Origin of the sequence: Microcystis sp. LE19-84.1B (genome assembly GCF_027531875.1) — a bacterium.
Classification (GTDB): Bacteria; Cyanobacteriota; Cyanobacteriia; order Cyanobacteriales; family Microcystaceae; genus Microcystis; species Microcystis panniformis.
Map to the genome: position 1 here is coordinate 1 of NZ_JAPZSR010000478.1, position 26,319 is coordinate 26,319.

The 26,319-nt window shown below is 42.8% G+C and carries 27 protein-coding genes; 13 read left to right on the forward strand and 14 right to left on the reverse strand.

The genetic code is table 11. The annotated features are described in order from the left end of the window. Positions 1–218 precede the first annotated feature (218 nt). Positions 219–2,069, forward strand: coding sequence for a polysaccharide deacetylase family protein (locus O9324_RS26495; protein WP_288141769.1), 1,851 nt, complete (start codon positions 219–221; stop codon positions 2,067–2,069). A gap of 162 nt (positions 2,070–2,231) precedes the next feature. Here the strand turns inward: O9324_RS26495 and O9324_RS26500 are convergent, their stop codons facing one another. Further along, complete coding sequence (locus tag O9324_RS26500; protein WP_288141770.1) at positions 2,232–2,648, reverse strand: hypothetical protein; 417 nt, start codon at positions 2,646–2,648, stop codon at positions 2,232–2,234. Then, the gene (locus tag O9324_RS26505; RefSeq protein WP_002788832.1) at positions 2,645–3,043 is read right to left on the reverse strand and encodes a hypothetical protein; all 399 of its coding nucleotides are present in this window, start codon (positions 3,041–3,043) and stop codon (positions 2,645–2,647) included. Before O9324_RS26505 ends, O9324_RS26500 begins: the two co-directional genes overlap by 4 nt. A 38-nt stretch (positions 3,044–3,081) precedes the next feature. On the opposite strand from O9324_RS26505, the gene O9324_RS26510 reads away from it, so the two are divergent. Beyond that, on the forward strand, positions 3,082–3,774 hold the full coding sequence (locus tag O9324_RS26510) for a Uma2 family endonuclease (RefSeq protein ID WP_287628958.1): 693 nt from the start codon (positions 3,082–3,084) through the stop codon (positions 3,772–3,774). Here the strand turns inward: O9324_RS26510 and O9324_RS26515 are convergent. The 10 genes from O9324_RS26515 to O9324_RS26560 form a co-directional block, all read right to left on the reverse strand. Then, positions 3,771–4,550 (reverse strand): DUF1350 family protein, encoded by a 780-nt coding sequence (locus tag O9324_RS26515; protein ID WP_002770150.1) that lies wholly within the window; start codon positions 4,548–4,550, stop codon positions 3,771–3,773. The two genes, O9324_RS26510 and O9324_RS26515, sit on opposite strands and share 4 nt — an antisense overlap. A 161-nt stretch (positions 4,551–4,711) precedes the next feature. Next, positions 4,712–5,260, reverse strand: coding sequence for a response regulator (locus tag O9324_RS26520; RefSeq protein ID WP_287628957.1), 549 nt, complete (start codon positions 5,258–5,260; stop codon positions 4,712–4,714). A 250-nt stretch (positions 5,261–5,510) separates the two neighbouring features. Then, positions 5,511–7,289 carry a S8 family peptidase gene (locus O9324_RS26525; protein ID WP_288141771.1) on the reverse strand — a complete coding sequence of 593 codons (1,779 nt, stop codon included), beginning with the start codon at positions 7,287–7,289 and terminating at the stop codon, positions 5,511–5,513. A gap of 133 nt (positions 7,290–7,422) precedes the next feature. After that, the gene (locus O9324_RS26530; protein WP_287628966.1) at positions 7,423–7,857 is read right to left on the reverse strand and encodes a VOC family protein; all 435 of its coding nucleotides are present in this window, start codon (positions 7,855–7,857) and stop codon (positions 7,423–7,425) included. A 306-nt stretch (positions 7,858–8,163) separates the two neighbouring features. Further along, positions 8,164–9,519 carry a 5-histidylcysteine sulfoxide synthase gene (gene ovoA, locus O9324_RS26535; protein WP_287628955.1) on the reverse strand — a complete coding sequence of 452 codons (1,356 nt, stop codon included), beginning with the start codon at positions 9,517–9,519 and terminating at the stop codon, positions 8,164–8,166. Between the two features lie 40 nt (positions 9,520–9,559). After that, the gene (gene egtD / locus O9324_RS26540) at positions 9,560–10,570 is read right to left on the reverse strand and encodes an L-histidine N(alpha)-methyltransferase (RefSeq protein ID WP_288141774.1); all 1,011 of its coding nucleotides are present in this window, start codon (positions 10,568–10,570) and stop codon (positions 9,560–9,562) included. A gap of 229 nt (positions 10,571–10,799) precedes the next feature. After that, the gene (locus O9324_RS26545; RefSeq protein ID WP_002770137.1) at positions 10,800–11,084 is read right to left on the reverse strand and encodes a DUF7734 family protein; all 285 of its coding nucleotides are present in this window, start codon (positions 11,082–11,084) and stop codon (positions 10,800–10,802) included. 32 nt (positions 11,085–11,116) lie between these two features. After that, a complete protein-coding gene (locus O9324_RS26550) occupies positions 11,117–11,710 on the reverse strand; it encodes a DUF3177 family protein (protein ID WP_002770135.1) in 594 nt (197 codons plus the stop codon). A 173-nt stretch (positions 11,711–11,883) separates the two neighbouring features. After that, positions 11,884–12,108: a Calvin cycle protein CP12 gene (locus O9324_RS26555; RefSeq protein ID WP_002770133.1), complete on the reverse strand. Its 225-nt coding sequence runs from the start codon at positions 12,106–12,108 to the stop codon at positions 11,884–11,886. Between the two features lie 308 nt (positions 12,109–12,416). Then, complete coding sequence (locus O9324_RS26560; protein WP_125730659.1) at positions 12,417–12,734, reverse strand: DUF4164 domain-containing protein; 318 nt, start codon at positions 12,732–12,734, stop codon at positions 12,417–12,419. Positions 12,735–12,967: 233 nt separating this feature from the next. Here O9324_RS26560 and O9324_RS26565 point away from each other — a divergent pair, with 233 nt between their 5' ends. After that, on the forward strand, positions 12,968–13,096 hold the full coding sequence (locus O9324_RS26565) for an element excision factor XisI family protein (RefSeq protein ID WP_002770124.1): 129 nt from the start codon (positions 12,968–12,970) through the stop codon (positions 13,094–13,096). Between the two features lie 12 nt (positions 13,097–13,108). Next, positions 13,109–14,761 (forward strand): DNA mismatch repair endonuclease MutL, encoded by a 1,653-nt coding sequence (mutL, locus tag O9324_RS26570; RefSeq protein ID WP_288141772.1) that lies wholly within the window; start codon positions 13,109–13,111, stop codon positions 14,759–14,761. A 68-nt stretch (positions 14,762–14,829) separates the two neighbouring features. Here mutL and O9324_RS26575 read toward each other — a convergent pair whose 3' ends face one another. Together O9324_RS26575 and O9324_RS26580 are read right to left on the reverse strand one after the other, a co-directional pair. Further along, positions 14,830–15,942, reverse strand: a complete 1,113-nt coding sequence (locus O9324_RS26575; protein WP_002770120.1) for a sensor histidine kinase — start codon at positions 15,940–15,942, stop codon at positions 14,830–14,832. 379 nt (positions 15,943–16,321) lie between these two features. After that, a complete protein-coding gene (locus O9324_RS26580) occupies positions 16,322–16,525 on the reverse strand; it encodes a hypothetical protein (RefSeq protein ID WP_155120179.1) in 204 nt (67 codons plus the stop codon). A 24-nt stretch (positions 16,526–16,549) separates the two neighbouring features. Here O9324_RS26580 and O9324_RS26585 point away from each other — a divergent pair, with 24 nt between their 5' ends. The 9 genes from O9324_RS26585 (at position 16,550) to O9324_RS26625 (ending at position 25,768) form a co-directional block, all read left to right on the forward strand. Further along, on the forward strand, positions 16,550–17,071 hold the full coding sequence (locus O9324_RS26585) for a photosystem I assembly protein Ycf3 (RefSeq protein ID WP_002770118.1): 522 nt from the start codon (positions 16,550–16,552) through the stop codon (positions 17,069–17,071). 212 nt (positions 17,072–17,283) lie between these two features. Further along, positions 17,284–17,580, forward strand: a complete 297-nt coding sequence (gene gatC, locus O9324_RS26590; RefSeq protein ID WP_287628951.1) for an Asp-tRNA(Asn)/Glu-tRNA(Gln) amidotransferase subunit GatC — start codon at positions 17,284–17,286, stop codon at positions 17,578–17,580. Between the two features lie 126 nt (positions 17,581–17,706). After that, positions 17,707–18,108 carry a phosphomannose isomerase type II C-terminal cupin domain gene (locus O9324_RS26595; protein WP_002770115.1) on the forward strand — a complete coding sequence of 134 codons (402 nt, stop codon included), beginning with the start codon at positions 17,707–17,709 and terminating at the stop codon, positions 18,106–18,108. A 646-nt stretch (positions 18,109–18,754) separates the two neighbouring features. Continuing rightward, the gene (locus O9324_RS26600) at positions 18,755–20,971 is read left to right on the forward strand and encodes an Hsp70 family protein (protein WP_287628950.1); all 2,217 of its coding nucleotides are present in this window, start codon (positions 18,755–18,757) and stop codon (positions 20,969–20,971) included. Between the two features lie 2 nt (positions 20,972–20,973). Then, positions 20,974–21,471: a LysM peptidoglycan-binding domain-containing protein gene (locus O9324_RS26605; protein ID WP_002770113.1), complete on the forward strand. Its 498-nt coding sequence runs from the start codon at positions 20,974–20,976 to the stop codon at positions 21,469–21,471. A 20-nt stretch (positions 21,472–21,491) separates the two neighbouring features. After that, positions 21,492–23,951: a tetratricopeptide repeat protein gene (locus tag O9324_RS26610; protein WP_288141773.1), complete on the forward strand. Its 2,460-nt coding sequence runs from the start codon at positions 21,492–21,494 to the stop codon at positions 23,949–23,951. Continuing rightward, positions 23,951–24,337 (forward strand): J domain-containing protein, encoded by a 387-nt coding sequence (locus O9324_RS26615; protein ID WP_223211856.1) that lies wholly within the window; start codon positions 23,951–23,953, stop codon positions 24,335–24,337. The genes O9324_RS26610 and O9324_RS26615 overlap by 1 nt, the downstream gene beginning before the upstream one ends. 2 nt (positions 24,338–24,339) lie before the next feature. Further along, positions 24,340–24,807 carry a nucleotide exchange factor GrpE gene (locus tag O9324_RS26620; protein ID WP_002770110.1) on the forward strand — a complete coding sequence of 156 codons (468 nt, stop codon included), beginning with the start codon at positions 24,340–24,342 and terminating at the stop codon, positions 24,805–24,807. Positions 24,808–25,396: 589 nt separating this feature from the next. Beyond that, positions 25,397–25,768 carry a hypothetical protein gene (locus O9324_RS26625; RefSeq protein ID WP_002760125.1) on the forward strand — a complete coding sequence of 124 codons (372 nt, stop codon included), beginning with the start codon at positions 25,397–25,399 and terminating at the stop codon, positions 25,766–25,768. The last annotated feature ends 551 nt before the right edge of the window (positions 25,769–26,319 follow it).

The following is a 26,319-nucleotide window of genomic DNA, read 5'->3' on the forward strand; positions in this document are numbered from 1 at the left end:
AACTGATAACTGATAACTGATAACTGATAACTGATGAGGGTGTTCTAGAAAACTTGACAAGGGAACGGATTACAGGGAAACTCAGCTTGTAATCAGTGGGCTTTGCTGACGAGAAAACAAAAGCCAAAAATCTAGATAAAAGGCAGTTTTTTCGGTAACTCAGGGCCTATCTGCTTTTTACTTTTTACTTTTTACTTTTCACTTTATTACTTGATCTTATGCGTTGGCAAGCTCGGCAAAAATCTTCGTTTCCCTTCCTTCCCCTATACGGATTTTTGGCATTTATCGTCGTTTGTCTGATTATTTGGGCAAGTTCTCTCTATCCTCGCTCTAATGCTCTGGTGGGGGGTGATTCTTTCCCCGCACCTTTTAGGGAGTTTCAACCGGAATGCGCGGATTATGTTCTAGAAAATAGTTCTTTTAAGGATATATCGAGAATTTTTGATTGTAAAACCTATAAAAACCTCTCCGATCGCGTGATTGTTCCCCTATCTCTCCAAAAAAACGATATTAGTCTCGATAATTGGCAAAATAACTCGGCAACAGCGATCGAATTAGCACCCTGGCCGGAAATTCATCCCCGCGCGCAAGAGACAAAAGTACCAATTTTAATGTATCACGACATTTTACCAGAAAAAGAGGTATTCTTTGACGTTACTCCAGGCGAATTAGAGGCACATTTCCAATTTTTGCAGGAAATCGGGGCAACTCCGATCAGTATCGATTGGTTAATTTCCCATCTGCGGACAGGTATCCCCCTTCCCGCTAAACCGGTTTTATTGACTTTTGATGATGGTTATGGGGGACATTACCAGTATGTCTATCCTTTATTGAGAAAATATAACTATCCTGCTGTTTTCTCGATTTATATCCATAAAATGACTCAAAAAACCGGCAGAACCAGTGTCACTTGGCAACAACTCCAGGAAATGGCCGCCGATCCTCTAGTACAAATTGTCTCCCATAGTGTTAGTCATCCCCGGGATTTAAGGTTATTATCCGATGCAGATTTGGAGCAAGAAGTCAAGCAATCGAAACAAATCTTAGAAAAAGAATTGGGCATTCCGATCAATTATTTCACCTATCCGGAAGGGAAGGCGGACGATCGAGTGAAGGAATTCGTCAAAAAAGCGGGTTATCGGGCGGCTTTATCGATGAATGACCTCGATGAGCATTTTGCGGGACAATCCCCCAATTTACTCACTATTGGACGCTTTGGGCAATCGCGCACGCGAGAAGTTGTACCGCAAGCTTGGGGGGGTGATCCCTTACCCCGTACCGATGGGGGTTTTAACTTTGCCACCACCATCGAAAAACGGGAAGTGGAATTCCCAAGCAATACACTTGTTCTGATTAGTGGCGGTATTCCCAAAACTATCCACGCTGATAGTCGCTATCAAGTGGAGGAAATTATCGCCGGCACAGAAGCGATCGCGGCTGTAGATGGCGGTTTTTTCTCTCTCAAGGAATTGGACTCAAATCAGATGATCGGGCCGGTTTTAAGCCAAAATGGCGGCTTTATCCCGGGATATGAGGGAGAAATCGGCAAGTTAGAGGGTCGTCCTTTAGTAATCATTACCGATCAATGGGTGCGTTATCTTCCCTTTGATCCTGCCCGTCATAATACCCTAGAAGGAATTGCAGCCGAGGCCGGAGATGATCTCAAGGTTACGGATGCTTTTGTCGCGGCCGCTTGGTTAGTCAAAGATGGACAACCACAACCGCGGGAATCCTTTGGTACACTTTACGGTTTTGATGCCCTGCGTCACCGGGCTTTTTGGGGGATTAATCAGGCAGGACAGCCAGTTATCGGGGTTTCCAGAGAGCCGATCGATTCGATGGCTTTGGGAGAATTATTAGTACAGGCAGGTTTTCGGGACGCAGTGATGTTAGACTCGGGAGCAAGCACCTCCCTCGCTTATCAAGGTCAATCGCAAGTGCATTATACTCCCCGTCCCGTTCCCCACGTTGTCGCTTTATTTCCCCCCACAGAAACCTATATTGTTCCCATTAATCATGTGGGGATTCCCTGCGTAATTTTCGCCGATTCCTGTCCTGCGGGGAGTTAGGTTAGCACTGAGCTAAGACGCATTTTAACCGCCTATCCTTAGATTAGCTGAATCTCCCCCACCCCCCCCTTGCCCCCCCGACGTCGGGGCGGCAAGGGTAGGGTGTTGAATATACGGGAAAATCAAGGAAAATAAATCATGCACTTTTTCTGTCAAAATTTGTCAGGAGGAAAAAACAACTTTTCTTTTAGAAAGAGTGGATTGTCCAAAAACTTGCTCTTGCCAAATATTAACATCCTTCGACCTGATAGTTTCCAACGCCTCTTTAATCAAATTGACAGTGAAATCGGTAGTTACTAGCACTATTGTTAAAACCATAACCCCCAGTTCGTTTATAGGACATCTTTGCGAAAAAAGCTTATACTTACCAAAGATAGATTCAATGACATCGGAAGTTCCCAGAAATATCTCACCTTCTGGGATAGTAGAAGTTTGTTCTAACAAATAACGCTGTATTTTCTGGTAAATAGGGATAATACTTTCGGGAAGGGAAGACTGGGGAAAAAGCTTATCCCATTGAGATAAAGATGTTTGAGTTAACCCCTCATGTTTGATTTGAGCTTCAAGACTTCGGGTCATAGCCAAGATGGTAGCCCAGACAGGGAGAGAATCTTGATTGATAGTCTAGGAGCCAGTCCAAAGACCCTATCTAAGTTAAAATAACGAGATTTTGTCCGTTGACAAGGCGGCATTAAAAACAATAATTCGGTTTGTTGTATCTCTTGACGACACTGATGACATTTTTTGACAAATGACTGATATTGTTCATCTTTTTCCAGTTCTGACTTTAAAATCAATGCCATCTGATGAGTTACCTCATAAGTGTGAGCAACTTCTGGATTTTTCTCCTGATATAATTGGATTCCTCTGTATAAATCCCTGCCGTGGTCGGACACTATTTGTCGAGGAGTTCCCATCTTATTTGTTACTTGTTCTAACAGTGCCGCTATCAATTCTCCCTTTGTTGATGTCATAATCTCTAGTTATAGTTATTACGCTAGGGAGTAGAACGATGATCAAGGCGATATCTTTCTCTGAGTCGGAGATTATCTATCCCGATAGTGATGGTAAACCGATGGCCGATAATACCAAACAGTTTCGCTGGATTGTGACGATCAAGGAAAATCTCGAATGTTTATTCGCAGACAATGACAATGTGTTTATCGCCGGCGATCTGTTGTGGTATCCGGTCGAGGGGGATAATAAAACCTGTCAAGCGCCGGATGCTATGGTGGTGTTTGGCAGACCCAAGGGCGATCGAGGTTCCTATAAGCAATGGTTAGAAAACCAGATTGCGCCGCAGGTGGTCTTTGAAATTCTCTCTCCGGGCAACACTAAAGCGGAAATGCGCCGAAAATGGCAATTTTATCAGCGTTTTGGCGTAGAAGAATATTATCTCTACGATCCCGATGCTAATTATCTACAGGGTTGGTGGCGAAGGGGTGATCAATTGGAGATGATTGCCGCGATCGATAATTGGCAGAGTCCGCTTCTACAGATTCGTTTTCAACTGGAGAGTCCCCAGTTAGCTATTTTTTATCCCGATGGCTCGCGGTTTTTGACCACCCTAGAAATCAAGCAAAAAGCGGAATTAGCCGAACAGCAAGCCCAACAGGAACGTCAACGGGCCGAATTAGCTGAGGCAAAATTAGCCCGCTTAGAGGCGCAATTACGGGACCTGGGGATTAATCTAGAGGAAAGCTAACGAGAGGCGGGAAGGACGGGATTTAACCACTGGAGAATCTCATCTTTGAGACGGGAATTATCCCGGGCAAGTCCCTGTTTTAACCATTGGCCGATCGCATCGAGGGGAGTAAATACTTCTCCGGTTTGCCAACTGACATCTTGACTCAAGGGAGTGAGATGATTGCCCGGGAGAGTTCGCAGGGCAATTAAATCATTAAAGCGTTTTTTTAGCAGGGGATTTAATACCAGAGATTGATCGATCGTGTCGTCTTGAAAACGGATTAAAAGATTGCGACGAATGGCATAATCTTGGAAAATTAACTCGTTTGTTTCTTCGGGGGAAGGGGTAAATTCGAGGTTAAAAGTGGTGTCAATTTGCAAAGGTTCAATAAAGGGAATAGCTCGACGAATGGGATAATTATTAAAGGAAATGAGGATATTTCCCGCCCGTTCCACTTCGTAGAGACTACCGATTAATAAATGTAGTTTACACCCCATACTGTGACCCAATCCGTAGATGGGGAGATAACCTTGGGGCAGACTATGATTCCAGCGCAGACGTTCAATAATATTATCAAAACGGTTTAAAACTGTGCGGGCGATCGATTTGTGATCGAGGGTATTAACAAAGGGAGTCGCGACCATAGCGTAGCCTGAATTCCCAAGACTTTCTAATAACCAACGATAGGTAATATTCGGGGCCGCCGCTACAAATGCCCCACCTAAAAAGTGAATGATACCCCGGGGACGACGGGGGAGAAAAACCCAATTACCCGCTATTTCTTGCCAATTCATAATTAGTTATCAGTTAATTAATAACTTAGTCACTCACCAAATAAAGACTACCTCATATTATACTAAATCCTGTTTAAAACGGATAGGAGATTAGCCCGAGATTTGCCCGCTGGATAAAGATAACTGCTTGCCCAAGTTATAAAAAATCGGGATGAATAGTTCTAGGGCAGTTTTTTCTTAATAAAAGCCACTAATTGCGACATTTGTTTCTTCATAGTTTCCATTTCTGTTTGCATTTGGGCAATTTGGGACTGGAGAGTCTGAATATCGGTGCTATAATCCCCAGTGAGTTTCTCTAGTTTCGGGCTAAAAACTGTTGGTTTGGGAGAATATTGTTTGGCCTTAGCCATCGCTTCTTTAATCGCTTGTACCAATTGTTTTTGGTCGAAAGGCTTCTCAATAAAGGCAAAATGCGGGAAAGGTTCGGGGATTTTCTCTACTACCTCCTCTTTCCGTCCCGACATTAACACTAGGGGGATACTTTTGAGATTATCTTCGGTTTGGATTTGCTGAAACACCTCCCAACCGCTCATTTTCGGGAGAAGGAAGTCCAAAATAATCAAATTCGGGTTTTCGGTACGGATGAGATGATAGCCCTCTAATCCGTCTTTAGCTTCGAGTAATTCAAAGTTACCCTCTGGTAACATATCGCGAACGTGCATCCTGATCACTTTACTGTCATCGATAACGAGAATTTTATGATTTGACACGATAGACACCTTAGAAAAGAGACAATAGATAAGCTCGATGATTCGAGGGGGTATTGGGGGAAACTTTCGGGATACGGATTGAGAATTCCCAAAAAACCCCTAGAAACTAACATACATCATAAAGAAAAAACCTCGGTTAATGTCCGAGGCTGCTGTTGTAGGAGAACTCAATGCAAAACAAAAGGAAGATACCAAAACCAAAAAGGTTTTGAACGGTAAATCACCTTTGTTGTCCCATTGTAACCCCTGTTTAAGCGTATCGGGAGGAAGTAGCACTTTTTAGGGCTAAATAACCTAAACCGAGACATAAAAGCGCATTTACGCCCAAAAATGCCTGAGCGATCGTACCAGAACCTAACCAGATCAGAGTAGGATGGATAACAGCACTGATACCTAAAGTCACCGCCATAGCTAAAGATACCCCCACCGCTAACCATTTTGCTTGGGGATGACCCAAAAGCAGGGCAATCAGGACAAAGGGCAGGATAACACTAGCAAAAAGCGGATTAAGGGCAGAACTTCCCTGAATAACGCCTCCTAGGTCGGAAAGAGAACTCCCCATCACTCGGAAAGGCCATTGGGGTAAATCGAAGATATAAAGACCTCTGAGGAAAAATAAGCCAGAACTGCCAAAAATTAGACCAGCATTCAAAAATCCGTTCCAGGGGAAGGGAAAATAATTTCTCAGCCACCAAGCGAGGAGATAAGAACCCAAAACCATGGCCATTTTGGGCAAAACCGCCACCGCGCCGCCATCAATCCAGAAACGGGGATTGAGATAACCGTTATCGCGCAACCAACGCCAAAAATCCCGGAAAGTAATCTGTCCTTTCAGGGCCAATTGTAGAGCATTGCCCGCGTCTAATTGTCCGGCGCCAAAATGATTAAAGGGATCATCATTGATCTTACGGGCTGACTGTTGCAAAACCTCTAAAACTGCATTGGGTTCTTTAATTCCCGCAGCCTTGATTAAAGCTACCACCCCAGCAACGTGAGGGGCTGCCATGCTGGTTCCCTGAAAACCGAGGAACGCCGGTTCACCCCCTTTAGCGGGATCGATGGTTTCTTGGATAATTTTACCCGTATCGGAGCCGCCGGGGGCAGCAATATCGATTCCGGCTCCGAAATTAGAATAGGGGGCTTTATTTCCGGAGGCATCTACCGCAGAAACGCCGATAACGTGCGGAAAACGGGCGGGATAGGCGGCGGAATTATCATCGGCATTACCGGCAGCGGCGACGATTACCACACCCTTACTATAGGCATATTCGATCGCGTCTTTCATTACTTGGGTTTCCCCTCCACCCCCTAAACTCATATTGATGACATCGGCTTTATTATCGACGGCAAAACGGATCGCTTCGGCAATATCTGCCACGGTTCCCCCACCCGTCCCGGAAAGTACCTTGAGGGGCATGATTTTGGCTTTGTAGGCGATGCCGGCTACCCCGTAGTTATTATTGGTCGATTGGGCAATTGTTCCCGCTACATGGGTTCCGTGACCGTTATCGTCCTCGGCATTGCTGCGATCGTTGACGAAGTCGTAGCCTTCCACAAACTCGGTTTCTCGCAGATCGGGAACTTTTGATACACCTGTATCAATAACGGCGACGGTGATCCCTTCACCGTGATTTTCTTCCCAAGCGCGTTCGATGTTAATTCCCCGCAGGTTCCACTGTTTGCTATAGTCGGGGTCGTTAGGGGCGATAAAAGCATGATAAATATAATCGGGTTCGATCGATTCGGTGTATTTTTTTAGGTCGGAATTGCGGAGAGTTTTCAGGAGTTTGCTATCTCCTGCCACGGTGTAAAGATGTTCATCGATGGAAAAAATACTATTTAAACTGGTGGTTTTTCCCGCTTTTTTGTTGACAGTATTTAACTGCTCATCGAGGACGCTGACGGGTATATCGTCCTTAAAGTCGATCAAAATTGATTGATATTCGCCCCGATTTGCTAATCCAGTAAAGTGAAAGAGCGCAAATCCTAGACCGATAATAAATAGGGTTAACAATAAAATTTTTTTCATAGATTTCCTAAGAATTTATCATTACAAGCCAAGGTTTTTTAGTTTCGATGAGAGAATCCGAGGGAAGTTCCCCTGTTTTTGTCGCAGTTGAAGATAGGACTAACCAGTTACAAAAAGTCACCTGTTGTTTATTTTAAGCTCGATCGCCGATCGCTGTTAATTGCCGACTGGCAAAAATAGCTTCGTAGTGGCGATAATGTTTAAATTCGAGGAGATTATAGAAAGGATCCTCTAGAAAAAAGGTTTTATGTTCGGTTATCTCCCCAGCAAAGCGAGTTTTTGGTTCTAGATAAAATTTTAGTTGATTGACTCGTGCTTGTGCGAGAAGATTGTCCCAATCCCTGGCATTCGGCAGAATTAGACCAAAATGGCGCGGATAAATGCTATTTTGGGGAGTAAGAGGCATTTCAGTGACGTGAGCGACTACCTGATGACCATAGAAATTTAAGATTATCGCTTTCTCGGTTTCCCTTCCCGCTAAACAACCTAAACCATCACAGTAAAAGCTTTTAGCGGTGGACACATCGGTAATCGGAATAGCGAGATGAAAAATTGCAGGTTGATTCATGGCGATCGAGTTTATCGGCATTCTACTAGGTTCCATTGTAGTGATCGAGGGGCGACTTTTCCGAAAATTTTTTCTTGAAATTGGCAATTAGCTAAGATTGGCTAAATAAATCTAAAAAACCTTGTTGAATAATATCTTTAGGCTTTTTTGACATCAAAAAGTGCCGACTCTTAGAGTAATCGCAGGGAAATTTTAGGCACTTTTTCCCTGAAAATCGATAAAACCCCACACCCTACACCCCACACCCCCCTGCCCCCCCGATGTCGGGGGGGTTGGGGGGGTCACACCCTACACCCCACACCTTACCTAAAGACTTTGTGCGATTCTAAAACCAGCGTGTTGATAAAAATTCCGGCGAAACCAATTGCGATAGTAGGGTAGGATTTCTGTACCGTTAGTCACCCAAGCTCCTCCTAACATCATTTTATGTTGACTATTAAAGAAAGGAGTGGAATTGTCAGCATAGAGGTAATGGGGTTGAAAGTCAGTTAAGGGATTAAAATCATCTTCTAGCCATTCCCAGACGTTACCGCGTAAATCATAAATTTCTGAGTTATTGCCGGTATTTTTTAACATTCCCACGGGAGTGGGAGAACAGAATTTTAAATTGAGGTTATAGTCATCAAAGTTATCGTTTTCTAGGGTATAACATCGATTTTTTTGACTGCCATAGGTGACTAAATTCCACTCAGCTTCCCTCATTAAACGTATTCCTTGACCTTGAAAACGACAGTAGGCGATCGCTTCATAATAGTTCACTTCTACTGGCCAATCGAGAGGTAAATCGAAAACATCAAACATGGCTCGATATTGATAATTTCCTCCCTCATCTACCAGCCAAAATTTAGGATATTTGACTCGATAATGATTTTTCCATTGCCAAGCTTCCTCATCCCAATAGCTGGGATTTTCGTAACCACCATTATGGACAAATTCTTTAAATTCTCCGTTGGTAATCATATATTTACTCACCAGAAAATTGTTAACTTGAACTTGCCGATAACCATACTCATTATCCCAACCATAAATAGGAGAATCTTGGGGTTTACCAATTTCTACTATTCCCCCAGAAACCTCCACCATTTGATTAGGACTAGCTTGACCAAAAGAAGGAGCATAATGCCAACCAGGAGGACGTTGCAGACAATCTAGAGGCAGTTGTCTGAGTAACATTGAAGATGTTTCAAAGTGAACACGCTGATGCTCAATTCCCATCATTAATGACCAGAGAGAATGCTGAGGATGAATAGGAAGATTAAGGGGGATATTTTTAATTATTTCGACCACAATTTCATAGACTTGTTGTCGATATTCCCAAACTTTAGCCACCCCAGGCCACTGAATCTGAGCGATAGCAGAGTTTAATTCTGCGGGAGTTGCCGGATCTACTCCCACTCCAAACAATAATTCGTAGTCAGGATTAGGGCTTTTTTTTAATAGGTTAACCAGCTGCAATTTATTCAGATAAAAAGCGGCGGCATGACCTAAATAAAAGATGAGGGGATTTCTTAAATCGTCAGGGTTACAATAAAAAGCTTCTTCTTTGATGATGCTTTTTAACAGCAGATATTCTAATTGCCAAGCATTATCAAAATAGTCCAGTATATTTTCTCGACTACATTTTTTTAGAGAGATAGGAGCCTGTGCTTTAATCTTTTCCATGTTTTTATGCCTCTATTACTGATAAAAATCTTTTCATTATTTACAGGGATAACTGACAGAGAATTAAACCGAATAAATTTTCAGGATCGGTGAAAACCTTGAGCGGTTTTAATCCCTTTGATTCTAGGTCTTTTTCCATAGTTTCTAGGTTGAATTTACGGGAGATTTCTGTTAAAATACTCTCCGATGCTTGAAAATTAACTGTTAAATCGAGTTTTTTAAGATGAACAGAATGAGTTTTTTGACAAATTAAATACATTTCAATTTGAGATTGGTCTTGATTATAGATAGCTTGATGACTAAATAAATCAAGGTTAAAATCAGCTTGAAAACGCCAATTTAAATGGGAAAGCATATTTAAATTAAAAGCGGCTGTTACCCCTTGGGCATCATTATAAGCTGCTTCTAATATTGCCGCTGGTTTTTGGAGATCAATCCCTAATAAAAAATAATCTCCAGCTTTTAGAACAGTGGCAATTTCTTCTAAGAATTTATCACATTCAGCCGCAGAAAAATTACCGATCGAACTTCCCAAGAAAAAAATCATTCTGGTATTATCGGAAGCATTTCGATAATAGGCTAAGGCCTGTTCATAGGTTCCAATTAACCCCTGAATAAGTAAATTAGGATATTCTTTTTGTAATTCTATGGCACTAGCTTGGAGAATAGTTTCACTAACATCGATAGGTACATATTTAGAGGATTTTTGCTGCTGATAATAAGCGTCCAATAACAGACGAGTTTTAGTGGAACTACCACTACCTAATTCGATCAATTCGCAGGCTCCTGTATAGGCGACAATTTCTGGGGCATATTCTTGAAGAATAGCGGTTTCTGTCCTAGTGGGATAATATTCTGGCAATTGACAGATTTCTTCAAAAAGTTGCGAACCTTGCCGATCATAAAAATATTTAGATGGTAAACTTTTGGGGGTTTTAGTTAATCCTTCAATCACATCTTTGCCATCATCTTTAACCAGGTTTTGTCCCGTAGCAACGGTGGCTAAATACTCAATTTGTAACAGTTCTTGGTTAGATTGTTTAAGTTGCATAGATTCTCCGATTATTCTCCAGTTTTTTGATTGTTCTCGATCGATACCGAGGATGAAATCCACTTTGACAGCTTGAATGCTGGCAGAGATTATCATTCCCCGGTAATCTTACCACTAAAACGCCGCAAAATTTACCTCTTGTCTAGATAAACCAAGTTTGTGGATGGTAAATAAAAGCTGTTAAATCGCTCAAGATGAGTGCTGATGTTATTCAAGTAAAATTACTGGTTTAATTAATCAGTAAAGACTGCATTTCCTCTAAGGTAAGATTTTCTTGAATGTAGCGAGGTTTAAGGGGATGATAGGGACTAGCAAGACGATCTATCTTAATAATTCTAGCCGTTTCAGGAATGAGCGGAATATCGGGATCGTAGGGAGTGCTGCGGGTAAGGGAACTAGAAAAACCTTTAAAAATAGAGATTTCTTCCTCCTCCCCATCCACAGCAATAGTCACTAATAAAACCTCCTGGGGATTTTTGAGGGTGTATTGTTCGAGTTGTTGACCAATATTCATAGAAAAATGGCTAATCATCGATAGCTAAAGACCTACTGTTGTAAAGCTGAACGTCCCTGTTTGCCAAGGCGAATAAGAAGAAAATGGGCAAAATAGAGAGTATAAAAAGAGAGACCAACTAAACCAAAAAAGCCCAAAACATTAGCAGTAGCTTCTGAATGAAAAATCTCGCGAAACTGCCAGGGTGCTTCCTGCCAAACCTGACAATAGGGAGAATTTAGCAATTCCCCTGACATAGCACAGGAGAGAAAAGGTAGGGTAGAAATTGCGCCCAGAGGACAATAAATCGTAACTGCCCAACGCCAAGCAGTGGTGACAAATTTAATTGGACTGGCGGGTAAATCTTTAATTTCATCGTTAATATCCACCCAAAACCAGAGGGAAATCGGGATTAAAATCTTAGCTAAAAAACTGGTGACAAAACCAATCGGCCAGGAAGCGATCATTAAATATACGGTAATTAACAAAAGACTAGCCACTCGCCAATAGATAATCAACAATTTTTGTAATGATTCGATTTTTGCAAATAAAGACCAAATCAACAAAATTGCTGGAATAATCACCGTAAATAGGACGGCTAAACGATAATCTATCCAAACGAGAGGACGAAACCAAAGTTGATTCATAAATTATTTAGACAATTACACTGTCAACATTTTACTGTCTTCGGACGCAGGAGCCAAAATCAGCCACAGCTTGACCAACAAACAACAAAACTCAGGGCGATCTCTTTATAGTTGAGATCGCCCTAAAGCTAGGATTCTACTGTAAGGAGAGAAAAAACTGCTGCCTGACTGGATTAATCTTCATAAAGGCGACACTCGGCGGCATCGGGATTATCAGCACAATACTTTTCAAAGTAGGTTTTTTGGGGATGGTCTTGACGTTGGTGAGCAGCTTCTGCTTGTAATTCTTCCACCGCATCCCAAGCGGCGGCACATTCACCAGAGGTGGCACCTTCCGTACTACAGACGGCTCTGGCATTTTCTAGCTCTTCTTGAATTTTATCCTGGATATTGCTCATGATTCCTCTGGAATTGATCTATTGATACTCTAACAATTATACAGCCACGTTCTCAAACCACAGGATCGGTTATCCCACTCGATCGCCTTTCCTGTTCCATTAAGCCGACCCTAGCGCAATTTTTGGGGAATTTAACATCAAGATTTCCTGACTGGGCCAATTTTTGGCCTACATTCCGCACTGGAGAAATGGCAGCGGGATTTCTCCCCGGGATAGACAGCGAGCAGAACCATATCTCGACTTATTTAGGCCGTCTTACCTGTCTCGATGCTCCCTTAGACGCGGGGGCGCAGATCGAATAAGTTATTCTAGGGGAAAAAGACTGTTTTGCTGGCAATAGTCAGCATTCCTGTCACCAAAATGCCGACAATGCTAAGGAATCCAATGGTGGTAATGTTGACTCGTGCGTTGAGATCGTCAACCCGCTTTTCTAGTCCCGTAACTTTGGCATCTAAGGCCTTAATATCCCCTTTAATTTCTCCTAAACTGTTCTCGATCGCCTTCTGTCCATTTTCTAGGTTTGTCAGTCGGGACTCGATCGCTGTCAGTCGGGACTCGATCGCTTTCTGTCCGCTAACGATTAAATCTTCTAACCTTTTCAGATCATTCTCGGTAACTGCTGTCATCAGTGACAATCCTCTTATAGTTGAATTTTTGCCAGTCTCCTAATCAATACTCTATCAATATTTTCTCGGTCGGGGACTCTTGCAAACAGTAATTCACAAAAATCAGATTCCCTACTGAGAGCGCCTAGTGATCCCGTCAAAACTGAAACAGTTTTTGATTCGGTTACGGGGACAGCAGCACGCGCATTTAGGGCTGTATAATTGCCGTTGATATTATTAACAATAAAATCTCGGTGCAGCAGGACGGCACGGTAGCAGCGATTGGCGATAAATTGGTAGCTAGGGGAGTCCCCAAACAAGACATCGTTTTAGCTTACCATGGGCCCCCTGTGCGACAATATACCGAGTTTGCCCTTGGCTAAAACCATTAATTGATGACCTTGCCCATACAAGTTTTATCCCAAGACGTAATCGATTTAATTGCCGCAGGAGAGGTAATCGACTCTTTAGGCGCTGTGGTGCGAGAATTAGTCGAAAATGCCATTGATGCGGGGGCAGATAGGATTACCATCGATATATCTCCCCAAAACTGGCGAATACAAGTATCGGATAACGGCAGGGGAATGTCTAGAGAAGATTTGCAACTGTGTAGCTATGCCCACAGTACCAGCAAAATCCGCCAACGGGACGATCTTTGGCAGATTACCAGTCTCGGATTCCGTGGTGAAGCTTTGCACAGTATCGCACAGGTGGCGCGTCTGCGGGTTGCCAGTCGCCATGACGATGATTTGGGTTGTTATTGTCTTTACAATCACCAGGGCGAGCCGGATAATTTAGAAACGATTCCTATAGCTATCGGCACTATCGTGACGGTAGAGAATCTCTTTGGTAACTTTCCTGTGCGTCGTCAAGCTTTACCGTCAATTAACAAACAATTAAAGGATATACAGACTTTAATTCATAATTTTGCTCTCTGTCATCCCCAAATTACTTGGCAGGTTTTCCAAGATCATCAAGATTGGTTACGCATTAGTCCGGGTAAGGATGCCAGTCAAATATTACCGCAATTAGTTAAATCTCTGCATTTTAACGATTTAGCATCCCTAAAACTCGACTTGACGACTCCTGACGCAGAATTGGCTCAAATTGAATTAGTCATCGGGTTGCCCGATCGCATTTCTCGTCATCAAGCCGATTGGGTTAGAATTGCTGTTAATGGGCGAATGGTGCGCTCATCGGAGTTAGAACAGGCAATATTCCAAGCTTTCGCTCGCACAGTCCCTAAAGATCGCTATCCCGTTTGTTTTCTCCATCTACATCTTAACCCTCGTTCGATCGATTGGAATCGTCACCCAGCTAAAGCAGAAATATACCTGCATAACCTCATTTTTTGGCAAGAACAGATAATTTCAGCCATAGACAAGGCGTTAGGACTAAATCCCGAACATATACCCGAAAAAGCGCAAAATCAGCGCGTCAGTCAAATTCTTAAGGCTGCCGAAGAAAAAAGCACCTATACAATAGGGGAGAAATACCCGAAAAATCGGCTGGAATTAAAGGCACTGGCCCAAATTCACCGAACTTACATAGTTGCCGAACATCCTAACGGATTATGGTTAGTGGAACAACATATTGCCCATGAGCGGGTTTTGTACGAAGGTTTAGAGGATAACTGGGAAATCGTGCCGTTAGACAATCCGATCATCTTAAATCAGTTAACTACTCGACAAATCGAACAATTACAACGTTTAGGATTAGAAGTTGCTAGTTTTGGCGATCGCTCTTGGGCAATTCGTAGTATTCCTGTTCTACTAAAAGAACGGGAGGATCGGGCTGATGCTTTACTAGAATTAAGTTTAGGGGGGGATTTACAAACCGCTCAGGTGGCTACCGCTTGCCGGAGTGCTATCCGCAACGGTACAGCTTTGAGTTTAGAAGAAATGCAGAATTTACTCGATGATTGGCAAAATACCCGTAATCCCCGCACCTGTCCCCACGGAAGACCGATTTACTTATCCTTAGAAGAAACTTCGCTCGCTCGCTTCTTCCGTCGTCATTGGGTAATCGGCAAAAGTCACGGCATTTAATCAGTTATCAGTTATCAGTTATCAGTTATCAGATGTGAGTTTTCAGTTTACTGATTACTGATTACTGTTCACTGAAAATTGGGAGATATTGCTAGGGAAAAACGGAAAGTGCTGCCTTTACCTAATTCACTTTCCACCTCGATTTGACTTTGGTGTAATTCCACTAAACGACGGGTAATCGCTAAACCAATACCACTACCCCCAGAATAACGGGAACGAGAACGATCGGCCCGCCAAAAGCGCTCGAAAATAAAGGGTAAATCCTCGGCTGCGATGCCGATTCCCGTATCGATAACGGCAATTTGTAGGTGGTTTTTGTCCCTTGTCACTTGCAGGGTAATTGCACCATTATCAGTGTAACGAATGGCATTACCGAGCAGATTAACTAAGATTTGTTCCAGGCGATCGGGATCGGCCATTACAGATGGTAAATTGGGGGGACAATCTAACTGTAAAGTCGGTCCATCTTCTAATAATTGATCGGCAAATTTTTCGATGAGAGAATTTAACAAAGGTAATAAATTAACAGGTTGCAGTTTAATCGAGAGATAACCAGATTCCGCTCGCGATAGCTCCTGTAGATCGTGGGTTAAACGTTCTAACCTGCGGGTTTCTTTCACTAATTTCTGATAAAGTTCTGGATTAGGTTTGATCGCACCATCGGCTAATTCTTCTAAATATCCCCGCACCACAGTTAAAGGGGTGCGTAATTCGTGGGTAAGATCACCGATTAATTCCCGGCGCCTTTTTTCCACATCGGCTAAACTAATCGCCATCTGATTAAAACTGATGGCTAATTGATTTAATTCGGGGATTTCGCTTTCTGGAACTCGCGCCGATAAATCCCCTTCAGCAAAATTTTTAGTGATTTGTTTCATTTGTTTTACCGGTTTCATAATGCGTTGAGAAACCAAAAAACTCAGATAACCAGCTGCGCTTCCCCCCGCAATAAATGACCAAATGGCACTACTATCCCAAGCTGTCTCAAAACCCCTAACCAAGAAAGTTCTCGCTGATCGCACGGTAAAAAATCCCTGCCTTTCTAACTGTTCTAAACGCAAAATAAACATTCGCGGAGAAGATAATTTAGCAATGATAATAAAGCTACTCAATCCCACCACCATAACGAGGAGATGGGATAAAAATAATCTAGTTCCTAAGCTTAATTTTGGTGGCTGCATATTTGGTAAAAAACTCTATTTGTTGTCAATAATATTGAGAGATTGCTGCATAAATCTAAAAACCTTGTTGGCTAATATCTTTTGGTCTTTTTGAAATCAAAAAGTGCCAGCCATTGGATTGTTCGGTGGTAAAATTTAGGAACTTTTTCCCCCCGATCACTCCCATATCGGCTCTTCTGGTTTCTGTGTGGAAACTAGGTCTATACTGATAGTTTATTCCGCAAAATAGTCCTAAAAGTTTTGCCCAATAAGCACTTCAGGATTCCATAAGCCAAAATTATCACACAAAGTCGAGAAGAGCCCCATATCCAGTGCTTTTTGATTGACAAAAGGTCTAAAAGTCTTACCCAACAAGGTTTTTAGATTTATTCAGCCAGCCCTAATTACTCAGAATCTTGGGTAAAGTTGCACCAATGCTCGTCGGAATGAGATGTGTTCCGACTAGGTTCTTGGCTGGAGAATCAGCCATTAACTTCTTGCCATTGCCGGACTGGCAAAGATACTCTAAATCGAAACCCTTGCCAGAAAAATTAGAAAAACAGCCCTGGGGGTGCTGGCGAGTGCTATAAAGGTAAGTAGTCATTTCGATCGCCTAATCGTCCTAACTATGCCACGCACTCAACGTAACGATAATTTTATTGATAAATCTTTTACTGTCATGGCGGATATCATTTTAAAGATACTCCCTGCCAATAAAAAAGCCAAGGAAGCCTTTGTTTATTACCGCGATGGGATGTCTGCCCAAGCTGACGGCGAATACGCCGAAGCCCTCGATAATTACTATGAGGCTTTAACATTAGAAGAGGATCCTAACGATCGCAGTTATATCCTCTACAATATCGGCATTATCCACGCTAGTAACGGCGAGCATGAAAAGGCTCTAGAATACTACGAAGAAGCTATCCAACTTAATCCCAGAATGCCCTCCGCTTTGAATAATATCGCCGTTATTTACCATTTTCAGGGGGAAAAAGCCAGAGAAGACGGTCAACAGGCCGAAGCGGAAGCACTCTACGACAAAGCGGCAGAATACTGGAAACAAGCCATCCGATTAGCCCCCAATAACTACATTGAAGCCCAAAACTGGCTGAAAATCACCGGGCGATCGGAAATTGATGTTTTCTTTTAAATTGAGGAGTCGGTCGTCGGTCGTCGGTCGTCGGTCGTCAGGAGATAGGAGACAGTATTCAGGAGACAGTATTCAGGAGACAGCTTTTATTTATTCTCCCCACTCCCCAATTCATCATTCCCACACCCCACACCCCACACCCCCCCTCCCCGATGTCGGGGGGGTTGGGGGGGTCACACCCTACACCCCACACCCCACACCCCATTTCTCCCATGATCGATCAAGCTACAGTTGAAAAAATCGCCCATTTAGCCCGTTTAGAGATTAATAGCAGCGAAGAAGAACAATTTGCCCTGCAATTAAGCGGAATCCTCGATTATTTCGAGCAGTTAAGCGAATTAGACACGGAAAATGTGCCACCCACCACGCGAGCGATCGAAATTCAAAATATCACTCGCGCCGATGGTAATAGACCTTACCCCGATCACGAGGTCTTAGTGCAGGAATCGCCGGCTCCAGAAGGGGATTATTTCCGGGTTCCCCGTATTCTCAACACCGACGAAGAGTGAATTAGTGATCAGTGATCAGATGTGAGTTTTCGGTTTACTGTTTACTGATCACTGATTTAGATGCCATCTAGGGTTTTTGCTGCTATCTTGGACTAAGATCAGACCTAGCAATGGAGACATAATATAATGATCGCATCTCAAGATGTGGTACCATTTCAGCTTATTTCGAGCGTAGAATCGGCAGCAACAGAATTTAGGCCTTGGGGTTCTTTCACGACTCTAGAAGAAGGTCTTGGTTATAAAATCAAGCGAATTGAAGTGAATCCGGGTCATCGTCTCAGTTTACAGATGCACTACCATCGCAGTGAACACTGGATTGTGGTTTCGGGAACGGCAAAAGTCACCTGTGGAGATAACGAAGAAATTCTCGGAGCCAATCAGTCCACTTATGTGCCGCAGTGTACGGCTCACCGTCTGGAAAACCCCGGGGTGATCAAATTGGTGTTAATTGAAGTGCAGAATGGGGAATATTTAGGAGAGGATGATATAGTCCGTTTTCAGGATGATTATGCTCGCCATCAGAGCTAAGACCGTGTTTAGGGAGACAGAAAGGCAAGAAACTATATTTTCGCCCCAAAAACCTGTTTAGGTCAGTCTGCCTGACTGTCTTCCCTGCTCTCAAGGCTCCTCAAGTTCTAGAAAAATTTTCTTTTCGGGCCGGGTAGCGGTTTTCCTCCATGGCAGAAAAATAAACTTCCCCTAGGCCCTGTGTGGGAAGCTTGAGGAAAGCTGGGCTAGGGGAAATAATTTATTCCTTTGCTGGATTAACTTTAGCATATAACTCTCATTTGTCAGGACTATAACGGCCAGATGTCAATTCTGTGACAAAGAAAAGGCGATCAGGAGTCGGGCAAGAGGCAAGGGGCAATGATTTATACGCACAGAAAACGGGTTTCTCGGAGAAACCCGTTTTCTGCTCATGCAAAAGGCAAAGGGGAATAAATAATCAGTTTTTAATAACCGGATTTAATATTATGTGGGATGAAGTCAGGAAACGGCTTGATCTTGTGGATCAATGGGGCAAAAAACCAAGGGAATTTGCCAAAAATCACCTATATGTACATTGGTTAATATGTATAGAATAAAATCTATTAACGATAGATAGTGTTTCCTTTAATAAATAGAGTAATCATGGGTATAATAAGAGCAATCTTAGAGAAGATGAAGGCATCCGATGGGTAATATTGTCGGGATAGATTTGGGTACGACGAATTCAGTAGCGGCATTTAAATTAGCGGGGGTAGAGGTAGTGACCGCCCCAGATAACTCGCCTCCGGAGAGAAAATTAACTCGATCGCTCGTCTCCCTAGCTGGAGAGGGGTTACTCGTTGGAGAAGAAGCCTACAGACAGATCAAGGCGAACCCAGAAAACGTGATCATGTCGATCAAGCGTTTGATGGGTAGGAGTTTTAGCGATACTATCGTTCAGGAACAAATACCCCGTTTAAGCTATAAAGTCACTCGCTCGATCCGGGGTACGGAGGATAGTCTATCGGTATGGTTAGGGGGCAAGGAATACGAACCGGAAGACATATCGGCCGAGATTTTAAAAAAAGTAGTAGCTAATGCCCAGAATTATCAAGGGGCTAACGGTCAGAAAAGCCGGATACAGGAAGCTGTGATCACTATTCCCGCCTATTTTAACGATAAACAGCGTCACGCCACGGAGATGGCGGCAAAACGGGCAGGTATCATCGCCCGGGAGTTGCTCTCGGAACCGACCGCGGCGGCAATTTCCTACGGTTATAAACCGGATTCGGAGGAGGTAAAAACCATACTGGTGTACGATTTCGGTGGCGGTACTTTCGATTCTTGTTTAATCACCGCCGCCGGAAATCAATTTATAGAATCGGGGAAAGCTGGGGATCTCTGGTTAGGAGGAGATGATCTAGATACACAATTAATGCAATTTGTCAAGGAAAAAGTGGCACAAGAAGAAGCTCTAGAGGATGTGGACGCTCTGATCGCTGCGATGCCCCATTATCAAAGGGTAAGATTTTTAGGGGATTTCAAGAGTGCCGTAGAGAGGGCAAAGATAGATTTAAGTAGTGCTGAAAGTGCCACCATTATCCCCGCGACCCCGCTGATCGATGAGATGGGTATGGCGATCACCATTTCCGTGACGATTAAGAGGGGTGAATTTGAAGAGATGATCCGGCCCCTAGTGGAGAAAACGATCGCCATCTGTCAAGAAGCGATCCGGTATTCCGACTATCCCGAAGATCTGATCGATGTGGTGTTATTAGTGGGGGGTTCCTCCCAGATTCCTTTCGTCCAAGAGGAAGTTAAAAAAGTTTTCGGTTCCGAGAGGGTGGTAGTTCACCGACGGCCGATGTATGCAGTAGCGGAGGGAGCAGCGATCGTGGCTGCTGGTTTAACAGAGAAGGTAATGACCGTATCCCGTGATTACTGTATCCACTTGGCCGACGGCAGCCAAGATCCGATCATCAGACAGGGGGATATATTACCCGTTAAAACCACCCGCACTTTTAAAACCGAAGCGGATGATCAGAGTCTGATCCATTTTAAATTTTATAGTCCCGATCGGGTGCGGGCAGAAAGTACCGGGGAGAAGTGCGACGAGAAAATCGGGGAAATGTGGTTAGCTCTCGATCGACCCTATCCAAAGGGTACAGAAATATTACTAGCCGTCTCCCTAGACGAACAGAATAATTCTCTATCGATGGTAGCAAGTTTAAAAAATGACCCCTCGCTGAAAGTGAGTTCCGATTTTTCCCGTGGCGGTGAGGACGAGGAGATCTCCCGACAGGTAGAAGAAAGTATCGAGGAGATAAACCGGAAGGAGTTATTAACCACGGTCGGGGCCGAATACGTCTATCAAATAGCCGGGGAAATAGTGCGGGCGGCCAATCAAATCCGCGGAGAGGATGGAAAATCGCGGCAAGATCGGGTCAAGGTGGCCAGGGAAAAATTACGGGAGTTAAAAACTTACTCCTGCGAGGATAGTAGTCAGGGTCAAATCCTGATCTCCGACTTCGAGTTCGTTTTAAAATACTGTCAAATTCTGATTCCGGAAGAACAAAAGGCACGCATCGAACAACTGATAGAAGATTTAAATAGGGCTATCAATAACGGTAATCTTTCGGCTATACAGCGATTAAATGAAACAGCAATACAGGAGAGGAAAAATTTATCCGAATTGTTGTTGCTGCTGCTATTGTGTCGTAGCGTCATCACCCGTACTGGAGTGGTAAATCAAGCCAGCGCGGATAGTATGGCGAGAAAATTCCTAGGGGTGATCACCGCTTTGCAAGCGGGGGATCGAGAAACGGCGGAACGAGAATTACAGCGATTATTACCGGAAGTTCGCCAGAATTGCGATCTCGAATTACCCACAGGCAATGTGGCTACTGGATTAACCCGATTTTAATTATGAGTAAAATTAATTGTCCCGTTTGTCAACGATCGGACGTGGAGGGGAATGTTTGCCCCAATTGCGAGACGGATTTATCCTCTCTACGTCTTTTAATGGAACTGTCTCCCGTTGTCGATAATCGGACTGCAACTAACCGCCGTGGTTTATTACTGGGATTGGCTCTTTTACTGTTAATTTCGGGGATTTTTCTCGGTGCTATCGCTTCTAATCTATTCCCCCGTTCCCTACTCCCTGTCAGCGAATCTAGTCCTGTTATCTCTCCTGTTGGGGAACTAATCGGGCCATCGAAGCAGCTGACTAAAACTGTCTGCGTGGATGGGTTTAACTATCGGGTTCGCTCGGGTGATTCCCTATCTCGTATCGCTCAACGTTTTTACGGGAATGAGTCTCTATTGTCTCCTATACTTGAGGCTAATCCTTTTTTGCTTGATCGGCTCGATTCTCTCGAGGTCGGTGAAAAGTTATTGATTCCCAACTCTGATAAATCCTGTTAATTTTACCCAGTAGGAATATTATGTTAGTTTTCTTGGGCTATGCTATTGGATTTGTTTTAGCTTTTTTTCTCGCCATTAGTTTAACGGCTGTTTTTTTAGGGTTTCCTACTAATAAAGACAATAACTATTGGTCAAGACAATCAGAAATATTAACTGGCTTTGGTGGCGGACTTTTCATCATATTTATCCTCTTTTTCCTCAAAAATTGGTTGGCTTTAGATGATAATTTTATAAATTATTTTTATATCACTACACTGGTAATAAATTTATTTTGTTTTTCCGGGCGAATAGAAGGAATTAAAAAGGGCAGAGAACTGGCGAATAAGGCGATAAAATTACAAGGGGAAGATACGGTAAACCCTTTCGAGATAGGCAAGTTATCGGAGGCTTTAAAATTTTACCAAGAGGCTAACAAATTAATTAATAATCCCAAGTTAAGATCTGGAGAAAAAAATCTTAAAAAAGAATTAGAAAGAAGAAAAGAATTTTTAAATTTTTTTAAACAGGGCAAGGAGTTGGGAAATCAGGGATATTTTAAGAAGGCTTTAGAGGTACTGGAAAGCGCACAGGCTCTTTATTCCCATCACCGAATCGGTTTAGAAATCCAGCAATGTCGATTACAGGTAGAGCAAGAAAATATCTGTCAAGTAAGACTGAAAAAAGCCCAGGAATTGGCCCGACAGGGAGAACTAAAACAATCGAGAGATTTAATAAATCAAGCCCTAGCAGATTTCCAGCGACTGGACGTTAAAAACCTATTAACTAAGGTAGAACAGATAACGATCGCCTTCAATTATTTTGAACAGGGAGTGGCTGCCGAAAAAAACGGTGATCTAAACAAGGCGATAGATAACTATCGAAAAGCCCTACTCATAACACCGGAATTAATCGATATAAACCGACGATTAGGCATGACGAATATTAAAGCGGGGAACTATCGGGAGGGAATAGAACAATTAGAGGGAATCGAAGATAGGGAATCGATCTACTTCCGGGGTTACGGTTATGCGCGATTACAGGAATGGAGGAAAGCGCATCGGGAATGGAAAAAGATTGATCGACCGGAAATTAAAGAACAGATACAGCTGCTCAGCCGATATAGCCAAAGGGAAAAATTAACTCTACAGCAGGAAATACAAGAACTAATTCCAGAAGAAAACCTAGAATTGGCCCGCTCAAAAAGCGAGGTGTTTTTAGAGAAATTCGGCGATGATCCGCAAGTTAGCCAGAACTTAAGCAATCATATCGCCCCCCGCATAGCCCATCAACTTTGGCGGTCTCAGGATCGGGAGAAAATCCTGATCAACGCCGAGAGGGAATGGGAAAGAAAACGCAATTTGGAATCGTTGCACAATTTGGCAATCGCCCTTTATTATCGATCAGTAGAAAATCCCGCTACCCTAGAGAAATTAATACCCGTCTGGTTATCCGCTACGGCAAATTTAAATCTCAACACCAGTATCAGGAATGTGGTTTGGAAAGTTATCGATGACGGTGACATACGCGACTTAGAGGCACAATTAACCCGAATACTTGAGGAGCTGATCGATCGAACCAAAGAAGACCTAAATTACTACCTGCAACTTCGCGATCTTTACCGTCGCGATACTGTCGCCCTAGGGTTATTACGCGATAATCCTGTAGAGGGAATCTATATCGAAGGGTTAACCATCCTACCTGGGTTGTATCGGACCCACCCCGATAGAAATACTGTTAAACTGCCTGATCAATTCTGGGCGACTCTCTATACCCGTTGGGGGGAATCTGTAGCTGCCTGTTTACAGGGGGATCGGGTTCGCGGGGTGGCGTTAAAACCCCTAACCTGCCAATCTACTCTCGAACAGATAGCTAATACTTTTGTATCATTCCATCAAGGTTGTCATTATCTAGAACAGAAACAGTGGCAAAAAGCCGAGAATCCTTTAAAAGAGGCGAAAACAGCCCTTAAAAATCACCCAGAATGGATTGAGGAGATCGATCGACTTTACCTAGAATTACAGGAGGAGATTGAGGGTTTCGAGAATCTATTAAGGATGAATAAAAATTGGTACGAGTTAGTAAAAACGACTAACTCGAAAATGTATTACGTCCGAGATCAAGCCTTGGCAATAGTCAGGAGATTGGATGAGCAAAAGATAGACGAGTCCAAAGCTTTAAGCGAACTGGAGAAATTAAAACAGATAGATTACAATCATGCCATACTAAACGAATTGATCGAGGAGATTATTTTTAGAAAAGACCTAAGGGAAGTAGGGCGATTGATGGAGCGCAATCAATTTTCCGAGGCGATCAAAAAGGCGAAACGATCGAGATCACAAAAACTCCGTCACCTTACCGCCCAATTCTGTCTCAATCTTTTAATAGATAATTCTCAAAAATTACCTCGAGAATTACTAATAGAACTTGTTAGATCGGCTTACGAATTATGCCCCGACGATCCAGAGTTTCGAGAAGTATATAAACTATTTAATCTTATTTAATGGGAGTTAGATTAATGTACGATAATTTAGATAGTAATCCTTACGATATTCTAGAAATTTCCCCCGCCGCTTCCACTGCCGAAATCACTAAAGCTTTTGGTCTGGCGATGAAACGCCGTAGCTATTCTATGGATAGCATAGCTAAAGCGCGTAAGATATTAATGAATCCTCAAGATAGGATAGTTGCGGATTATTTACGTCCTCATCTCCCTCTGGTTCAACGCTTGAAAACCATGTCTTTCTCGGAATTGTCTGAACCTTTACCATCTTTAGAAATCTTAAATAGCATGGATGATATTAATAATTACGATCAAGACAACTTGAAAAAAGTCGCTGGCGCACTGGCTTCAGCGATACTGAAAGACATTAATTTTGGGGAGGAATAAGGATGAATAATTACAAAATTAGCGAAGAAGATAGAAACAAATTATTAAGCCTAATTATAAATTTAACCAAAGAGGAGGCAAGTTTACAACAAGCTTTACGGCAGCAAGGAGAGAACAATCGCTCGGAAAAAGAAAAGATTTTTTTGGAACTATTAGAGGTGTTTGATACCCTCGAATCGTTATTAAATTTTTTAGAAGATCGACCCGAACCAGATGAGCGAGTCTGGAAAAGATTACCGAAATCTTTAAAAAGCGTACAGACAAAATTATTAAGTATTCTAGAAAAACGTCAGGTGCTGAAAATAGAACTGTCCGCTCATCAGCCAGACTTTACTATTTGTCAGGTGGTGGAGCGAGAAATACGCCCCGATTTGGCAGAACAGACGATCACAAAAATAGTCAGGCAGGGATTTACCATCGAGGATAAATTACTCAGACCGATGGAGGTTATTACATCTAAACAAGAATAGATAGGGGTTGCTGAATAAATCTAAAAACCTTGTTGGGTAAGACTTTTAGACCTTTTGTCAATCAAAAAGTCCTGGATATGGGAGTGATCGGGGGGAAAATTCCGGGACTTTTTCCCTGAAAATTAGGTAATTTACCCCCTCAAAATGGGTAAAACCCTACACCCTGCCCCGACGAGAAACTTTTTCAGCAGACCCTAGATAACCCCTTGCCACTTCCCACTCCCAACTCGGCACTCTGGCGCTCCCGTCCACTTATTTTCTGAGAATTCTAGAGGTACTTGTAAAGATTTGTTACAAGGAGACGGGGAGAAATCTGCGGACAGGGAGACAAGAAAGGATTATCGACGGGGATCAAGGATTTCAGTAGGAAATTAGATTGGGGATCAAGGGAAACCGATTGTAAAGTTTTCGATACATCTCGCCGATTCTTGTAATAGTTCGATACATATAACATAGATAATCAGCGATGATTGTAAATTTATATTGCGAATAGCTCATCTTCTTCGGTGTTTTCCCTATACTGGTTCTCATCAACTTTGAGCCGACGTGCAGAAAAGTTAGACCACCAAGTTTGTAAGAGGTCAGGAAGATGCAATTAACCGCAAGAAATAACTGGGGCCACGTTTCTTTAGCAATGCTAAAAAGCTTTCTTCTCTGGAGTTTCGTCCTCACTGTCTGTTTATTAGTAGTGGGATTTCCTTTAGTAGTATTAATGATGACAGTGGGAGCATTGTCGGCGATTATCCTACAGTCGGTTTTACCGGTTAGTTCCGTGCTTTTAGTGGCGGGAATGATTATTGGCATCAATATTTTGGCTATCCTAATTAGTGCCGCTTTGTTAGCAGCAAAAGGTGTTCATCCCCATGAAGTTAGCTGGTTGCACTGGTTACACGGTGAGGCAAAAACTTCTCATCAAGCTGTTTATGCTTCTTGTCCCCTAACTTGCGGGATGATTCATTAAATCTGATTTTCTTACAGTGGAATTACTTACCTTTTTTCTATTTAGATTTATTTAAGTTTTCAACTGCTTTATCGGTTGACTATACAGATTCCAAGCTAGTGGAACCCGGTTTTACCGGGTTTTTTCATCGTTATTGAGCTAAAGCAGTTATCTGAATGGTGAGGTACGAAGTTTTCGTTTTGGGGGGTAGGTCTTCGCTCAAATTAGGTTAAACTTCATCTATTATGAGAAAGGCTGTGACTGAATATTAGGAAGATAGGGAGATGAGTAGGTGGGTGGAATTAAATATAAGATGAACGTAGGTTGGGTTGAAGCATGAAACCCAACGCTCGATTATGTTACGCTACCGCTAACCCATCCTACAAATAATTGTACTAGGAAATTTATTTTGCAAGACTACTTAAACAGTGATTATACTTTGCACGGCTACAACTTGCATTTTTTACTCAAGGACAATAATATAGTTTAAGAGTCATAATTAGAAGCAAAGCACTCATTAAAAACATGATTAACCTAGAATTCACGGAAGAAGAAAAGAACTCACTGTATTA

Excerpts from the sequence above, each read along its gene's own strand:
- O9324_RS26495 (WP_288141769.1), top strand. The coding sequence starts at position 219 with ATGCGTTGGCAAGCTCGGCAAAAATCTTCGTTTCCCTTCCTTCCCCTA.
- O9324_RS26500 (WP_288141770.1), bottom strand. The coding sequence starts at position 2,648 with ATGACCCGAAGTCTTGAAGCTCAAATCAAACATGAGGGGTTAACTCAA.
- O9324_RS26505 (WP_002788832.1), bottom strand. The coding sequence starts at position 3,043 with ATGACATCAACAAAGGGAGAATTGATAGCGGCACTGTTAGAACAAGTA.
- O9324_RS26510 (WP_287628958.1), top strand. The coding sequence starts at position 3,082 with ATGATCAAGGCGATATCTTTCTCTGAGTCGGAGATTATCTATCCCGAT.
- O9324_RS26515 (WP_002770150.1), bottom strand. The coding sequence starts at position 4,550 with ATGAATTGGCAAGAAATAGCGGGTAATTGGGTTTTTCTCCCCCGTCGT.
- O9324_RS26525 (WP_288141771.1), bottom strand. The coding sequence starts at position 7,289 with ATGAAAAAAATTTTATTGTTAACCCTATTTATTATCGGTCTAGGATTT.
- O9324_RS26530 (WP_287628966.1), bottom strand. The coding sequence starts at position 7,857 with ATGAATCAACCTGCAATTTTTCATCTCGCTATTCCGATTACCGATGTG.
- ovoA (WP_287628955.1), bottom strand. The coding sequence starts at position 9,519 with ATGGAAAAGATTAAAGCACAGGCTCCTATCTCTCTAAAAAAATGTAGT.
- egtD (WP_288141774.1), bottom strand. The coding sequence starts at position 10,570 with ATGCAACTTAAACAATCTAACCAAGAACTGTTACAAATTGAGTATTTA.
- O9324_RS26545 (WP_002770137.1), bottom strand. The coding sequence starts at position 11,084 with ATGAATATTGGTCAACAACTCGAACAATACACCCTCAAAAATCCCCAG.
- O9324_RS26550 (WP_002770135.1), bottom strand. The coding sequence starts at position 11,710 with ATGAATCAACTTTGGTTTCGTCCTCTCGTTTGGATAGATTATCGTTTA.
- O9324_RS26555 (WP_002770133.1), bottom strand. The coding sequence starts at position 12,108 with ATGAGCAATATCCAGGATAAAATTCAAGAAGAGCTAGAAAATGCCAGA.
- O9324_RS26560 (WP_125730659.1), bottom strand. The coding sequence starts at position 12,734 with ATGACAGCAGTTACCGAGAATGATCTGAAAAGGTTAGAAGATTTAATC.
- mutL (WP_288141772.1), top strand. The coding sequence starts at position 13,109 with ATGACCTTGCCCATACAAGTTTTATCCCAAGACGTAATCGATTTAATT.
- O9324_RS26575 (WP_002770120.1), bottom strand. The coding sequence starts at position 15,942 with ATGCAGCCACCAAAATTAAGCTTAGGAACTAGATTATTTTTATCCCAT.
- O9324_RS26580 (WP_155120179.1), bottom strand. The coding sequence starts at position 16,525 with ATGACTACTTACCTTTATAGCACTCGCCAGCACCCCCAGGGCTGTTTT.
- O9324_RS26585 (WP_002770118.1), top strand. The coding sequence starts at position 16,550 with ATGCCACGCACTCAACGTAACGATAATTTTATTGATAAATCTTTTACT.
- gatC (WP_287628951.1), top strand. The coding sequence starts at position 17,284 with ATGATCGATCAAGCTACAGTTGAAAAAATCGCCCATTTAGCCCGTTTA.
- O9324_RS26595 (WP_002770115.1), top strand. The coding sequence starts at position 17,707 with ATGATCGCATCTCAAGATGTGGTACCATTTCAGCTTATTTCGAGCGTA.
- O9324_RS26600 (WP_287628950.1), top strand. The coding sequence starts at position 18,755 with ATGGGTAATATTGTCGGGATAGATTTGGGTACGACGAATTCAGTAGCG.
- O9324_RS26605 (WP_002770113.1), top strand. The coding sequence starts at position 20,974 with ATGAGTAAAATTAATTGTCCCGTTTGTCAACGATCGGACGTGGAGGGG.
- O9324_RS26610 (WP_288141773.1), top strand. The coding sequence starts at position 21,492 with ATGTTAGTTTTCTTGGGCTATGCTATTGGATTTGTTTTAGCTTTTTTT.
- O9324_RS26615 (WP_223211856.1), top strand. The coding sequence starts at position 23,951 with ATGGGAGTTAGATTAATGTACGATAATTTAGATAGTAATCCTTACGAT.
- O9324_RS26620 (WP_002770110.1), top strand. The coding sequence starts at position 24,340 with ATGAATAATTACAAAATTAGCGAAGAAGATAGAAACAAATTATTAAGC.
- O9324_RS26625 (WP_002760125.1), top strand. The coding sequence starts at position 25,397 with ATGCAATTAACCGCAAGAAATAACTGGGGCCACGTTTCTTTAGCAATG.